We start from the raw sequence: 13,651 nt of genomic DNA on the forward strand, positions 1-13,651 counted from the left end.
CGGGTCCGGAACGCACACGACCTGAGCTCGGCTGAGCCTCGCACGGTGCGGTGACTCTCATCGGCTCGTCGTGTCACGCCTTTCAGGGGTTTCTGGACCTTGCTCGGCGGTGTGGTCGGAGACGGATCCGAGCTTGTCGGGGTTGCTGACCACGTAGATGTCGCGCACCTGCTCCCCGCCTGCGTCGAGGTCGAGCACCATCACGGCGAGGGGCGCGTCCTCCGCGAAGATCACCACGGAGGGGTCGCCGTTGACCTGGCGGTGCCGGACGTCCACGCCGCCGCGCGCGTTGGCCACGACCACCCGGGCGACCTTGTCGCGGCCACGGATCGGACGCGGCCCGCCCGCCGCCGACTTGCCACCGCCGTCGGGCCACAGGACGACGTCCGGCGCGAGCATCTCCATCAGCGCGGGCAGGTCACCGCCGAACGCCGCCTCGACGAAGCGCTCGGTCACCTCCCGGTGCGTACGCCGATCGACCCGGGCGCGCGGACGCCGCGCCTGTACGTGTTCGCGCGCCCGGTGGGCGATCTGCCGGATCGCGGTCGGGCTGCGGTCCAGCATGGCGGCGATCTCGGTGTGCTGGTAGGCGAACACCTCGTGCAGGACGAACACGGCCCGCTCCAGCGGGGTGAGCGTCTCCAGGATCACCAGCAGCGCGATCGACACCGACTCCGCGCGTACGGCGGGCTCGGCGGCGTCGGGACCGGTGATCAGAGGTTCCGGCAGCCACGGGCCCAGGTAGGTCTCCTTGCGCCTGCGCAACGCGCTCTGGTGGGCGAGGGCCTGGTTGACCGCGACACGCACCAGGTACGCGCGGGGGTTGTCGATGCCGGCCACATCTCGTGCCGCCCACGCCAGCCAGGTCTCCTGAAGCACGTCCTCGGTGTCGCCGACCGTGCCGAGCATGTTGTAGACGATGGAGAACAACAACTCGCGGTGGCCGGCGAACGCCTCGGAGGCGTCGGCCGCGGGGATCTCACGCATCATGGGACTCCTTGCCGTTACGGATACTCCTCAAGAGCCCGTTGAGCACGAGAGTGTGACCTCGGCCGGGAAAACCACGGTGTCAGGCTGCCCGATCAGCGTGTCGCGTGCAGCACGAGGGCGGGATCGAGCGCCAGCGTGGCGACCGCCAGGCCGAGGAACACGATCGCCAGGTAGAACTGGGGTGAGAAGTCGCCGACGCGCAGATGGGTGTACAGGGCGCAGACGAAGTAGAGGACGAGGCCCGCGGCGGCGGCCGTGCCCACGAGGGGCACGCCCAGTAGCCCGAGCGCGAGTCCCAGCGCGCCCAGGGCCTTCAGCGCGCCGATCGGCCAGACCAGCCACGACTCCGGCACGCCGGCTCGGGCGAGCGCGGGGCCGAGGGTACGCATGATCGGCGCGAACCGGGTCATGGCCGCGAATCCGGAGAAGGTGTTGAAGGCGATGGTCACCAGAGCGGTGACGACGTAGGCGGTCGGCATCGAGGGCTCATCCGTTCCGGAAGGCGGCGATGTGGTCGGCCACCCAGTCGGCGTACGTCCGTGCGGGACGGCCGAGGACCTTGTCGACCTCACCTGTCGCGGGATGCTGGTCGCGGCCGGCGTAGTGGTCGTAGCGGGCCATCAAGGCGCGCACGAACGGTTCCGGCAGCCCGTTGCCGATCAGGTGTGCAGCGACGGCCCGCGGCGGGAGTTCCTCGAAGCGCAGGGGCCTGCCGAGCGCGGCGGCGATCACGGCCACCATCTCCTCGTGCGACAGCGACTCCGGTCCGGTGAGCTCCAGCCGGCGGCCCGCCAGTTCGTCGGTGAGCAGTGCGCGGGCCGCGACCTCGGCCAGATCCCGCTCGTCGAGCACGGACTCCCGGAAGCCCGCGTGCACGTAGCGCACGACGTCTCCGGCGCGGATCTGGGCGCCCCACGCCCGCAGGGTGTTGCCGGCGAAGCTGCCGGCGCGCAGGCTGGTCCAGGCCAGGCCGCTGGCGACGGCCGCTTCCTCGGCCTCCTTGTTCCGGTCTCCCCGCCGGCGGGACGGCTGCAGGTCGAACGGGTCGTCGATGTTCATCGCCGACAGGGCCACCACTTTGCGCACGCCCCGCTCGGCGGCCAGGGAGAGGAGCCGGTCGGCGGAGTCGCCGAAGGTGCGCGAATGCAGGAAGACCGCCTCGACGCCGGCGAAGTGTCCGGCCGTGGTGTCGGGCCGGGCCGGGTCGCCCTGGACGACCTCCACGCCGTACGGCAGGGCAGCGTCGCGCGGGGAGCGGCTCACGGCGCGTACGCGGGCGCCTTCGGCGACGAGCCGCTGGACGACGAGACGGCCGACGGCGCCGGTGGCTCCGGTGATGAGGATCATGGGTTTCGCTTTCATGTGGTCAGCGAGGATCAGGCCCGTGTCGTGGGCAGGAAGTGACGGGCGTGCTCGGCGGCCCACTGGGCGAACGTGCGCGGTGGACGGCCGACGACCTGCTCCACCTGGTCGGTCAGCCTGGTGGCGTACTCGTTGGGCGTGCCGTACATCCGCAGCAGGCTCTCCACCAGGTCCGCCTCGTCGGCTCCCGCGGCCTCGGCGAACGCGCGGAAGAGGGACAGCGGCGGACGCCGGCCCGGCACGCTCCACTCGCGGCGCACCTGGTCAGGGGTGAGCTCCTCGAACCGCAGGTCGTGGCCGGTCGCCTCGGCGATGATCGCGACCATCCGCCGCGCGGTCAGCACCTCGGGGCCGGTGAGGTGGTAGGACCTGCCGCCGTGACCGTCCTGCGTCAGCACGGCCGCCGCGACGGCGCCGATGTCGTATTCGTCGACCGGCGGGCTCTGGCGATCGCCGTACGGCTCACGCACCCGGCCGGTGGTCCGCAGCGACTCGCCCCAGTCGTTCAGGAAGTTGGCCATGAACTGCATCGGCCGCAGGAAGGTCCACTCCAGGCCACTGGCCCTGACGGCGGGCTCCAGCGTGCCCTCCTGCCAGCCGCCCAGGACGGTGGCCTTGCCGACCCCGGCCCGTTCCGCGAGATCGACGATGTCGCGTCCGTTGGTGAGAGGCCGGTAGCCGACGCCGAAATTGATCAGGTGGACGGCGGTGACGCCGTCGAAGGCCGCCTCCAGGCCGGCGGCGTCGGTGAGGTCACCCGCCGCCGCCTCGACACCGTACGGCAGGACGGCGCGGCCGGGGTCGCGGGTCAGCGCCCGCACCTTCCGGCCGCGTTCGAGAAGATGGCGGACGACCTGCCGGCCGACGGTGCCGGTGGCTCCGGTGACGAGAATGGTCATGCCGAGTGCTCCTTGTCGCCGTGGGTCACGCCGTCCCGCCCGCTGTGCGCGTGCGGGGACGGTCACGCCTCCTAAGAGGACCGGCGGGGAGCGAGTGTGACGTCGCGCGCGGATTCACCACATCGGCCTGAACACGCTTCGAGTTCGGCCTGCGACGCCTGCCGGACGGGATGGCGACGCGTCTCGGACCGAGAAACCGGACAGCCCGTACTGCGGGCCGAACCGATGGCTCGGCCCGTCAGAGCACCACCTGTATCTCGGTCGGGCCGGCGTATGGCGGCCCGGACCGCTGCTCGGCGTCATCGGCGGGCAGGCCGGACGACGACAGGGCGGTCAGGATCGCGGCGAGTTCGGCGCGGGTGTGGATGCCGAGCTTGCGGTAGATCCGGGCCAGGTGGGTGTCGACTGTCCGCTTGCTGATGGACAGAGCGATGGCCACCTCCAGGTTGCTCATGCCCTGCAGCACCAGGTCGGTGACGCGGCGCTCGCCGGTCGTCAGCGGGTGCTCGCCGTCCTGCCGCACGCGAGGGCTGCGCGCGCCGGTGGCCGTCAGGTGCTTGTCGGCCAGACCGGCGAGCCGTACGGCGCCGCAGTCGTTGGCCAGGCGGAGCCCGGCGGCCAGGGTGTCGCGGGCCTTCTGGTCGTCGCCGGTCTGCAGCAGCGCGATGCCCAGCCTGACCAGCGCCCGGGTGTACTCCAGCCGGCTGGCCCTGTTGTGCAGCAGATCCACGGCCTCGTGCAGCATCTTGAGCCGGGTGGTTCCCTCGTACGCCACGCTTCCGGCGCTGAGGGCACGAGCGATCGTCGTCGGCGAGCCCCAGGCGTGCGCGAGTTCCAGTTCCCGCTCTGCCACGATCCGCGCCGCCGCCTGCTCGCCGAACAGCATGTACGCCAGGACCGCGTTGGTCCCCCAGGGCACGCAGGCCGGGTTGGCGATGCCGGACGAGGTGAGTCGCCGCCCGCACTCCAGCAGGACCCGCAGGCCGTCGCGCGCCCTGCCCCGGGCGAGGTGCAGCCGACCCAGGCAATCCATGGCATAACCGGAGATCAGCGGATGCCAGTCCCCGTACGGGTCGACCGACGCGAGCAGCGACTCGGCGACGTCCAGCTCGCCCAGCTCGACGTGGGCACGCGCGGAGGCGGCCACTGCGGCGACGCGAAACCCGTCGGCGTGCGCGTCCGACGCGTACCTGATCGCCTCCTTGGCGTCGTGCAGCGAGCCGTTCAGGCTGCCGAGCTGATAGCGCACCTCGGAGCGGACCAGCAGCGACAGGACCAGCCGGGTGCCGGAGCCGGCTGCGCGGGCCTCGGTGACCACGCGTTCGGACCAGTACGACGCCTCGTCGGTCCGGTCGCTCCAGATGAGCGGGAGCATCGCCCCGAGCGGCACCACGCCCTTGCCGTTGAAACAGCGCCGGGCCAGCGTGAGAGTTCTGCTCATGTTGCGCCCGCGTGCGCTCGTGACCAGGGCGAGCGAGCTGAGGAACTCCCGCGCGGCCGAGGTGACGGGCGCGTGCGGCGACCCCCCGAGTTTTCGCAGCGCGCGCGGCACCGTCGCCGACGGTCCGGACAACAGGATCTGCGCGACGAGGATGAGCAGCAGGCTCGTCGCGACGGCCGGGGTCGCCTCCGTAGCGATCTGGAGGGCGTCGGCGAAGATGTCGCCCGCCTCGGCGGAGTTGACGGTCACCACGACGTCGGCGAACGGGGCGATCGCAGGGAGGTTGCCCGGTGACGCGCGCACCCGGCCGGAGACCGTGCGCAGGTGCCGCAGACACGCGGGCAGGTCGCGGTGCATCTCCACGGCGCCGAGCTCGGCGGTGACCTTGAGGACGGCGTCGGCGTCGCCGGACTCGGCGAGCGCGCGGTGCAGATAGCGGGTCGCGCGCTCCCAGGAGTGCCCGGCCGCCGCCTCCCCGGCGGCCTCGCGCAGGACTGTCACGGACCACGGGTCGCCGGTCGCGCCGGCCGACATCAGATGCCGGGCGGACCGGTTCACCGGGGCACCGAGGCGGTAGAGCAGGGACGCCGCCCTGCGGTGGAGGTTCTCGCGGTCGGCGGGGTCCATCCCGGCCAGGATCGTGTGCTGGACGTGCGGGTGGGCGAAGCAGTCGGGCGGCTTGCCGACGAGCAGGCCGGTGCGGCGTAGCGTCTCGCCCGCCTCCTCGGCCACGAGCTGGCCGAACCCCGAGAGCATGGCGGCGACCTCCAGCCCGTCGTCAGGGGCGACGATGGCCAGGCTCCGCAGCAGGTTCAGGCTCGCGGGGTCGCGGTCGGCGAGCCAGCCGGCGACCGTCTCGGTCATCGACGCGGCCCCGATCTTCAGCACCTGCGACAGCTCGGCCTCACCCGGTCGCACGCTCGCTGCGGCCAGCCGGTCGGCGTGCTGGTGCAGCAACAGCGGGTTCCCCTGGGCGAGCCGGTGGCAGGCGTCGGCCACACCGGCGTCGACGGGTCCGCCCAGCGCCGTCTCCAGCAGCCGCCGGGCGCAGGTGGGGCAGAGCGGGGCCGGCCGGAGCACGTGGGCGTACGGCAGGGCGTCGATGTCCCGGATGATGTCGCGGCCGGCGGGATCGTCGGACCCGACGGTGAGGACCATGAGGATCGGCAGGCCGTCAAGCCGGCGGGCGATGTAGGAACACCACTGGACCGACTGGGGGTCGGCGCAGTGGACGTCGTCGACGGCGATGATCAGCGGCTGCGCGCGGGTCATGGAGCGCGTCGCCCCGTACAGGCTCTGCAGCAGGTCCGGCGCGACGAGCCCGGCGGACGGCGGGCCGAACCCGCTCCCCGGGAGCGTCAGCGCGGCGGGCTCGACGGACGGCCGGTGGGCGGCGCCGCCCATCAGCGGGTCGAACAGTTGGCGGACCACGCCGAACGGGAAGTCGCGCTCCGCAGGATGGCCGCGCGCCATGAGCGCGGCGCCGACATCAGGCAGGCCCGTCAGTGCAGCCTGCAGCAGGGTGGTCTTGCCGACCCCCCTGGAACCGACGATCACGATCACGGCCGGCCGCCCCGCCGACAGGCCTGAAAGTGCCCCCCGAATCGTATTCAGCTCGAAGTCACGGTGCAGCACCGGCTGCCCTGAGGACATCGCTCCCCCGCGGGATGCGCTACGTCTGTTACGAGGATCATGCCGCGTACAACTGGCCGCTTGTCAATACCCGATTTGCCACGAAAGGGACTTACCGGGTCTTAAGTGGACAGATTGTCGAAGTTTCATGTATGGAGGGCGCTCGCCCGCATGAACTGCGTAGATCTTGACCGAAACGGGGGATCGGGACGGTCCGGGAAGTACGCACTTCACGTACGTATCCGTATGCTGTACACGAAAATACCCACTGAATGCGTACGCCAGAATTGCGTCTTTACATCCCTCCGGCTCCGGTGAAACGTTGCGATCAATGACAATTTGAGTATTGCGGGGGGAGCCATGGACCGCCCACGCCTCAAGGCGCATTTCACGGCCCAGGTGGTCGACGGATCGAAGGTGTTCCTCTTAGCCGAAGGCCAGCACTATCTCGTTCAGGGCGAAGCGGCCGTCAAGGTCCTGCCTTACCTGGACGGACGTCACACGATCGCCGACATCGCACAGGCGCTGACCGGGGAGCTGCCGCTTGCCCAGGTCCTCCTCGCGATCCGTAAATTCGCGGCGTTCGGCCACCTGGCGAACGGACGGCCCGACTGGCCGGACCACACTCTCGCTTATTGGGACGCACAGGGCGTCGATCCGGCGAACGCTCAAGAGGCCCTGTCTCGCACCGAATTCACCGTCGTCGCCGGCGACGGCGTGGACCCGGGGCCGGTCGTCGCGCAACTCGGCGCCCACGGCCTGCGCGTCCGCACGGCGAGCGTGGACGAGGAGGCCGCGGCACCCGGCGGCGCCCTGTCCGTGGTCGTCGTCAACGACTACCTCGACCCGGCGCTGGCCCGGCTCAACGCCGCCTATCTCGCGGCCGACCATCCGTACGCACTGGTCAAGCCGGTCGGCGTGATGCTGTGGATCGGCCCGGTGATCCAGCCGGGGCGCACCGGCTGCTGGGCCTGCCTCTCGCAGCGGCTCAGCGGAAACAGGCAGGTCGAGCGGTATCTCGCCGGCAAGCACGGGGGCGGCGCGGCGCACCACGCGGCGAAGGAAGCGGTCCCGGCGGGGGCGGCCGTGGCCGGCGGGCTGCTCGCGGTGGAGCTGGCCCGGACGGCGGCGACGGGCGCCCCGTCCCGGCTCGAAGCCAAGATGACCACGATCGACCTGCGGACGCTGGGCGCCATGGAGCACACCCTGGTACGCCTGCCGCAGTGCCCGGCCTGTGGCGACCCGTCGCTGATCACCGAGCGCAGTCCCAAGGTGGTGCTGTCGTCGCGCGACGCGCGGCACGTCACCGACGGCGGCTACCGCATCGAGCCGCCGACGCGTACGTACGCGCGGTTGGAGAAGCACATCAGCCCGCTCATCGGTGCGGTGACCCGGCTCCACACGTTCGCCGAGCAGGACAACGGCGTCACCTACAGCTTCACCGCGGGCCACAACTTCGCCATGATCGGCGACAACATGGATCTGCTCCGCCGCAACCTGCGCGGACAGAGCGGAGGCAAGGGCCGCACCGAGATCCAGGCCAGGGTCAGCGCGCTGTGCGAGGCCATCGAGCGCTACTCGGGCGTGTGGCGCGGCGAGGAGCCGGTCCGGAAGGCGGCGTACGACGACCTCGACACCGCCGCGGCCATCCACCCCGAGTCCCTGCTGCACTTCTCCGAGGCCCAGTACGCCGGCCGGGAGAAGTGGAACGCCGACCCGAGCCACCGGCTGCACCTGGTGCCCGAGCGGTTCCGCACCGACCTGCCGATCGACTGGTCGGCGGCCTGGTCGCTCACCGACGAGCGCGAGCGGCTGGTCCCCTCCGGCTACGCCTGGTACGGCCATCCCGACCTGGACCGGCACTTCTACTGCGTCGGCGACTCCAACGGGAACGCGTCGGGCAATTCGATGGAAGAGGCGATCCTGCAGGGCTTCTGCGAGCTCGTCGAACGCGACGCGGTCGCCCTGTGGTGGTACAACCGGGCCCGGCGCCCGGCCTTCGACCTGGACTCGCTGCGCGACCCCTATGTCGACACCCTGCGCGAGTTCTACGCGGGGATGGGGCGGAGCATCTGGCTGCTCGACATCACAAGCGACCTCGGCATCCCGGCCTTCGTCGGGGTCTCGCACCGGATCGACCACCCGGTCGAGGACATCATCGTCGGCTTCGGTGCCCACCTCGATCCGCGGATCGCGGCCATCAGGACGCTCACCGAGGTCAACCAGTTCCTGCCGTCGGTGGAGCGGCGCGACGAGCAGGGCAACACCGTCTACCTGGACGACGACATCGCCACGCTGGCCTGGTGGAAGCAGACCCGGCTGGCGGACGAGCCGTGGCTGGTCCCCGATCCGGCGCTCGGCTCGCGCTCGCTCGCCGACCATCCCCGCTCCGGCGGCGACGACCTGGCCGCGGACGTCGAAACCTGCGTCGCACGGGCCAGGGCGTGCGGAATCGAGGTCGTCGTCCTCGACCAGACCCGCCCCGACCTGGAGCTCAACGTGGTGCGGGTGATCGCGCCCGGCATGCGGCACTTCTGGCGGCGCCTCGGGCCGGGACGTCTCTACGACGTGCCGGTCGCGCTCGGCTGGGTGCCGGAGCCGGCCGCCGAGAAGGCCCTCAACCCCACGAGCGTCTTCTTCTAGCCGGATTGCGGAGGTACACGGTGACTCACACGGCTTCCGGAGCCGCGGCCCCGGCTCATGACCGCCCGGCGGACGGGCTCCGGCTCCGGCGCGACGCCGAGCTCTCGGAGGCCGACGGCCGGCTGGGGGTGAGCGGGCCTGCGGGCACGCTTCGGCTGCGCGACCTTCCGCCCGGCGCGAAGGCGGCGCTGTCGGCGCTGGCCACCGCCGATGTGGCGGAGGCGGATCTCACGGCGACGGTCGTCGCGGGCGACGGCTTGGCGGGGCTGCTGCGGTGGAACATGCTGCTGCGCCAACTGGCGAAGAACGGCCTGCTGGAGTACGCCGCGGACGGCGTCCGGCTGCGCCCCGTCGGCACCGGCCCGGTGGAGCCCGCCGCGCCCCTCGACCCGGACACCAGGGTGCGGCTGTCGCGCTTCGCCGTCGCCACCGCCGAGGACGGCGTGCTGACCGTGCGCTCCCCGCGGCACCCCGGTGTTGTCGAGCTGGGCCCGGACGCCGCTGGGCTCCTCGGCGCGCTGGCCGACTGGACCACCCCGGCCGAGCTGCCCGGGGCCGGGCGGGCGCTGCGGTTCTTCGCCGGGGCCGGCCTGCTCACCCGCACCGGGGAGGAGGACGATCGCTCGCACGCCCAGTGGTCCCCCCGCGACCTGTGGCTGCACGCGCACAGCCGGGGCCCTCGGGTCACCGGGCGGTACGGCGGGTCGTACCCGCTGGGTTCCCGGTTCGAGCCGGAGCCCGCATCTCCTCCGGCGTTCGCCGGCCCCCGGATTCCGCTGCCGCGGCCCGACCTGGAGCTGGTCGCCAAGGCCGACCCGCCCCTCACCGAAGCCCTGGAACGCCGTCGCTCCGTGCGCGAGCACGACCCGGCCGAGCCGATCACGGCCAGGGAGCTCGGCGAGCTGCTGTACCGGTCGATGCGGCGGCGCGAGGTCTTCACCGGGGAGGACGGGCAGCAGCTCGCCGACCGGCCGTACCCGTCCGGGGGGTCCATCCACGAGCTGGAGGTCTACCCGCTGGTGGTCTCCTGCCAGGGCGTCGAGCCGGGTCTGTGGCACTACGACACGGCCGGCCACGCGCTGGAGCGAGTGGCCGAGCCCGGCCCGGCGACCCGGATCCTGGTGGACCGGGCCAGGGCGGCGGCGGTGATGGAGGCCGACCCGCAGGTGCTGCTCGTGGTCAGCGCGCGGTTCGGCCGGGTGATGTGGAAGTACGAGACGATCGCCTACTCCCTTGTGCTCAAGCACGTGGGCGTGCTCTACCAGACGCTCTACCTCGTCGGCACGGCCATGGGCCTCGCGGTGTGCGGCCTCGGCGGGGGAGACGCCGCCGACTTCGCCACGGCGAGCGGGCTTGACTACCTCACCGAGGGAAGCGTCGGCGAGCTCGTTGTCGGCAGCAGGCGGTGACGCATGAGATTCCGGTTCAAGGCACTGCAGCGGATGCGGGAGCCCGACGAGCTCGACTCGCCGACTCTGCTGGCCTCCCCGCGTGGCTGGATCGCCACGTTCGTGGTGCTCATCGTCGTCGCGGGCGTCACCGTGTGGGCCTTCGTCGGCCGGCTGCCGATCAGCGTGTCCGCCACCGGCCTGCTCACCCATCCCGGCGGTACCGCCCCGATGCAGAGCCCGTACTCGGGGATGGTCCGCAAGCTGTTCGTCCACCCCGATGACACGGTCACACAGGGCCAGCTCGTGGCCGAGATCAACCCCGTGAGCGGTGCGCCGCACTGGGTCACCAGTCCGTTCACCGGGCACGTGGTGGCCGCGGCGGTCGACGACGGGCACATGGTCACCGTCGGCGAGAACCTGCTGACCGTGGAGCGCACCGACGCCCCGGACGACCGGCTGGTGGCGATGCTGTTCGTGCCGGCCGACCAGACGCTGGGCATCGTCCCCGGCCGGGCGGTCAACCTCGCGGTCTCCACGGCGCCGCCGGGGTCGTTCGGGCTGCTGCACGGCCGGGTCGCGTCGGTCAGCACGTACCCGCTGGTGATCGAGGAGATATCCGACCTGGTCGGCGGGGAGGCGGCGGCGCGGGCGTACCTGAAGGGCACCCCGCCCCGGTTGGTGATCGTCGACCTGGACCGGGATCCGCATACGGCGTCCGGATACGCCTGGTCCACGAAGGCGGGGCCGCCGGTGCGGCTCCAGTCACAGGTGAACGTCACGGGCTCGATCGACCTGGGCAGTCAGACGCTCTTCGACCTGCTTCTCGGACGCTGAGGCGCCGGCATGGCACGGATGAGCGCGGCCCGGCAGCGATCACGGATCGGACGTTCGCACGGTGCGATGAGCACGATCAAGGAGAACCTCCTCCGGAGGAGACAACAATGAGCCAGGCAACGGCAATGCCGCCCCGGTCTCCCGAGCCTCCGGGGTCCGCCGACGCGCCGGCGCCGCGGCGCCCGGCCGCACGGGGTGGCCTTCGGCAGCGCTGGTGGCGGTGGCGCAGCAGCACGCCGACTGTGATTCAGATGGAGGCGGTGGAGTGCGGCGCCGCCGCTCTCGCGATGGTCCTCGCGTACTACGGGAAGTTCGTCCCTCTGGAGGAGCTGCGGTCGGCCTGCGGTGTCTCCCGTGACGGGGCCAAGGCCTCCAGCGTCATCGCCGCGGCCCGCCGCTACGGCCTGATCGCCAGAGGCTTCCAGATGGAGGCCGAGGACCTGGCGACCGTCGCCAAGCCGGCCATCATCTTCTGGGCGTTCCAGCACTTCATGGTGGTGGAGGGGGTGCGCACCCGGTTCGGCAGGAAGGCCGTAGCGGTCAACGATCCGGCCGGCGGCCCCCGCATGATCGACTGGGCCGACTTCGACTCCGGATTCACCGGGGTGGTGCTGACGTTCGAGCCCGGCCCCGACTTCACGCCCAGCGGCCGCCCCACCCGCGTCGGCCAGGCGCTGCTGTCGCGGCGGATGCCGTCGGGCCGGGCCCTGCCGCTGGTCCTGCTCGCCAGCCTGCTGCTGGTGGTGCCGGGCATCGTCGGGCCGGCGTTCAGCCGGGTCTACATCGACCGGATCCTGTCCGGCCGCGAACCCGGCTACCTGCTGCCGCTGCTGCTGGCGATGGGCGTGACGGCGCTCGCGGTGTTCGTGCTCACCTCGGTGCAGCGGCACTACCTGCTCAGGCTGGAGATCCGGCTCGGCCTGGTGAGCTCGGCCCGGTTCTTCCGGCATCTGCTGCGGCTGCCGGTGGAGTTCTTCCTGCAGCGCCGCCCGGCCGAGGTCGCCAAGCGGGTCCAGGCCAACGACACGGTCGCCGAGATCCTCTCCCGTGACCTGGCGATCACCGTCGTCAACCTGGTGCTCGTGCTGTTCTACGCCGCCGTTCTGATCCGCTACGACCTGCTGCTCGGCCTGGTCGGGGTAGCCATGGCGCTGCTTAACATCCTCGTGCTGCGGCACGTCTCCCGGGCACGCACGGACGCGGCGGCGGCGCTCCGCGCCGACCTCGGCAACCTCACCTCCACGACCTTCAACACCCTCCAGCTGATCGAGACCGTCAAGGCGACCGGCGCCGAGCCGACCGCGTTTCAGCGCTGGGCCGGGTTCCTGGCCAAGGTCATCAGCGCCAAGCAACGGCTCGGCGTGGCCACCGCCACGCTCACCGTGGTGCCCCCGCTGCTGGCGGGGATCAACAGTGGGCTCATCCTGCTCATCGGCGGGTTACGGGTGGTCGACGGGGTGATCAGTGTCGGCATCCTGGTGGCCTTCCAGACGCTCCTCAGCGCGCTGTCGCGGCCGGTGACACAGCTGACCAACCTGGGCGGCCGGCTCCAGGACATCTCGGCCGACATCAGCCGCCTGTACGACGTGGAGCGTTACCCGGTCGCGCACGCCTTCAAGCGGCGGGAGCGGCCCGAGGCGCCGGGCCGCGGGCGCCTCGACAGCTGCCTGGAGTTCGAGGACGTGTCCTTCGGCTACAACGCCATCGGCGCCCCGGTGATCAAGAACCTGTCGTTCTCCGTGGTGCCCGGCCGTCGGGTGGCGATCGTCGGGAACTCGGGCAGCGGCAAGTCCACCGTCGGCAAGCTCGCGGCGGGTGTGTATCCGCCGGGGTCGGGGCGGGTCCTGCTGGACGGCCGCCCGAGGGAGGAACTGCCCCGGCCGGTCGTCGCCGCGTCCGTGGCGTACGTCGACCAGGACATCACCCTGTTCGAGGGGACCGTACGAGACAACCTGACGCTGTGGAGCGACGACATCAGCGACGAGGTGGTGGTCGAGGCGCTCCGCGACGCCGCCATCTTCGATCTGATCGGCGCCCGCCCGGGAGGACTGAACAGCACCGTGCGGGAGGGCGGCCGCAACTTCAGCGGCGGCCAGCGGCAGCGGCTGGAGCTGGCCCGGGCGCTGTCGGTGCAGCCGACCCTGCTGATCCTGGACGAGGCGACCAGCGCGCTCGACCCGGAGACCGAACGCATCATCGCCGACAACCTGCGTCGGCGCGGATGCGGCTGCCTGATCATCGCGCACCGCCTGTCCACTGTCAGGGACGCCGACGAGATCCTCGTGCTCGACCAGGGCGAGGTGGTCGAGCGCGGCTGCCACGAGGAGCTGGTCGACCTCGGAGGCCACTACGCCAAGCTCATCGAGAACGCCCAACGCAACGGAGGTTGACGTGTCCGAAGCCCCGCAGCGGTGCCGGTGAGAGAGCCGGCGAGAGAGCCTGTGAGAGAGATGGTGCGC

The 13,651-nt window shown here is 71.6% G+C and carries 9 protein-coding genes; 4 read left to right on the forward strand and 5 right to left on the reverse strand.

Annotated features, from left to right (window positions below; translation table 11 throughout):
* Positions 1 to 57 precede the first annotated feature (57 nt).
* The 5 genes from sigJ to ACQEVJ_RS02165 all read right to left on the reverse strand — a co-directional run bounded on the left by sigJ (position 58) and on the right by ACQEVJ_RS02165 (position 6,345).
* A complete protein-coding gene (gene sigJ / locus ACQEVJ_RS02145) occupies positions 58 to 990 on the reverse strand; it encodes an RNA polymerase sigma factor SigJ (RefSeq protein ID WP_433096597.1) in 933 nt (310 codons plus the stop codon).
* A gap of 92 nt (positions 991 to 1,082) precedes the next feature.
* Positions 1,083 to 1,469, reverse strand: a complete 387-nt coding sequence (locus ACQEVJ_RS02150) for a DoxX family protein (protein WP_433096599.1) — start codon at positions 1,467 to 1,469, stop codon at positions 1,083 to 1,085.
* A 7-nt stretch (positions 1,470 to 1,476) separates the two neighbouring features.
* A complete protein-coding gene (locus ACQEVJ_RS02155) occupies positions 1,477 to 2,352 on the reverse strand; it encodes an NAD(P)H-binding protein (RefSeq protein WP_433096601.1) in 876 nt (291 codons plus the stop codon).
* A 14-nt stretch (positions 2,353 to 2,366) separates the two neighbouring features.
* Entirely contained in the window at positions 2,367 to 3,251 is an 885-nt protein-coding gene (locus ACQEVJ_RS02160; protein WP_433096603.1) for an SDR family oxidoreductase, read from the reverse strand.
* Positions 3,252 to 3,489: 238 nt separating this feature from the next.
* On the reverse strand, positions 3,490 to 6,345 hold the full coding sequence (locus ACQEVJ_RS02165; RefSeq protein ID WP_433096605.1) for an AAA family ATPase: 2,856 nt from the start codon (positions 6,343 to 6,345) through the stop codon (positions 3,490 to 3,492).
* Positions 6,346 to 6,684: 339 nt separating this feature from the next.
* Here ACQEVJ_RS02165 and ACQEVJ_RS02170 point away from each other — a divergent pair, with 339 nt between their 5' ends.
* The 4 genes from ACQEVJ_RS02170 (at position 6,685) to ACQEVJ_RS02185 (ending at position 13,582) form a co-directional block, all read left to right on the forward strand.
* Positions 6,685 to 8,967 (forward strand): TOMM precursor leader peptide-binding protein, encoded by a 2,283-nt coding sequence (locus tag ACQEVJ_RS02170; protein ID WP_433096607.1) that lies wholly within the window; start codon positions 6,685 to 6,687, stop codon positions 8,965 to 8,967.
* A 20-nt stretch (positions 8,968 to 8,987) separates the two neighbouring features.
* The gene (locus ACQEVJ_RS02175; RefSeq protein ID WP_433096609.1) at positions 8,988 to 10,376 is read left to right on the forward strand and encodes a SagB/ThcOx family dehydrogenase; all 1,389 of its coding nucleotides are present in this window, start codon (positions 8,988 to 8,990) and stop codon (positions 10,374 to 10,376) included.
* A 3-nt stretch (positions 10,377 to 10,379) separates the two neighbouring features.
* Complete coding sequence (locus ACQEVJ_RS02180) at positions 10,380 to 11,192, forward strand: HlyD family efflux transporter periplasmic adaptor subunit (RefSeq protein ID WP_433096611.1); 813 nt, start codon at positions 10,380 to 10,382, stop codon at positions 11,190 to 11,192.
* Between the two features lie 125 nt (positions 11,193 to 11,317).
* The gene (locus ACQEVJ_RS02185; RefSeq protein ID WP_433112523.1) at positions 11,318 to 13,582 is read left to right on the forward strand and encodes an NHLP family bacteriocin export ABC transporter peptidase/permease/ATPase subunit; all 2,265 of its coding nucleotides are present in this window, start codon (positions 11,318 to 11,320) and stop codon (positions 13,580 to 13,582) included.
* Positions 13,583 to 13,651: the final 69 nt, after the last annotated feature.

The sequence above is a fragment of the Microbispora sp. CA-102843 genome (assembly GCF_050936215.1).
Classification (GTDB): Bacteria; Actinomycetota; Actinomycetes; order Streptosporangiales; family Streptosporangiaceae; genus Microbispora.

Excerpts from the sequence above, each read along its gene's own strand:
- sigJ (WP_433096597.1), bottom strand. The coding sequence starts at position 990 with ATGATGCGTGAGATCCCCGCGGCCGACGCCTCCGAGGCGTTCGCCGGC.
- ACQEVJ_RS02150 (WP_433096599.1), bottom strand. The coding sequence starts at position 1,469 with ATGCCGACCGCCTACGTCGTCACCGCTCTGGTGACCATCGCCTTCAAC.
- ACQEVJ_RS02155 (WP_433096601.1), bottom strand. The coding sequence starts at position 2,352 with ATGAAAGCGAAACCCATGATCCTCATCACCGGAGCCACCGGCGCCGTC.
- ACQEVJ_RS02160 (WP_433096603.1), bottom strand. The coding sequence starts at position 3,251 with ATGACCATTCTCGTCACCGGAGCCACCGGCACCGTCGGCCGGCAGGTC.
- ACQEVJ_RS02165 (WP_433096605.1), bottom strand. The coding sequence starts at position 6,345 with ATGTCCTCAGGGCAGCCGGTGCTGCACCGTGACTTCGAGCTGAATACG.
- ACQEVJ_RS02170 (WP_433096607.1), top strand. The coding sequence starts at position 6,685 with ATGGACCGCCCACGCCTCAAGGCGCATTTCACGGCCCAGGTGGTCGAC.
- ACQEVJ_RS02180 (WP_433096611.1), top strand. The coding sequence starts at position 10,380 with ATGAGATTCCGGTTCAAGGCACTGCAGCGGATGCGGGAGCCCGACGAG.
- ACQEVJ_RS02185 (WP_433112523.1), top strand. The coding sequence starts at position 11,318 with ATGCCGCCCCGGTCTCCCGAGCCTCCGGGGTCCGCCGACGCGCCGGCG.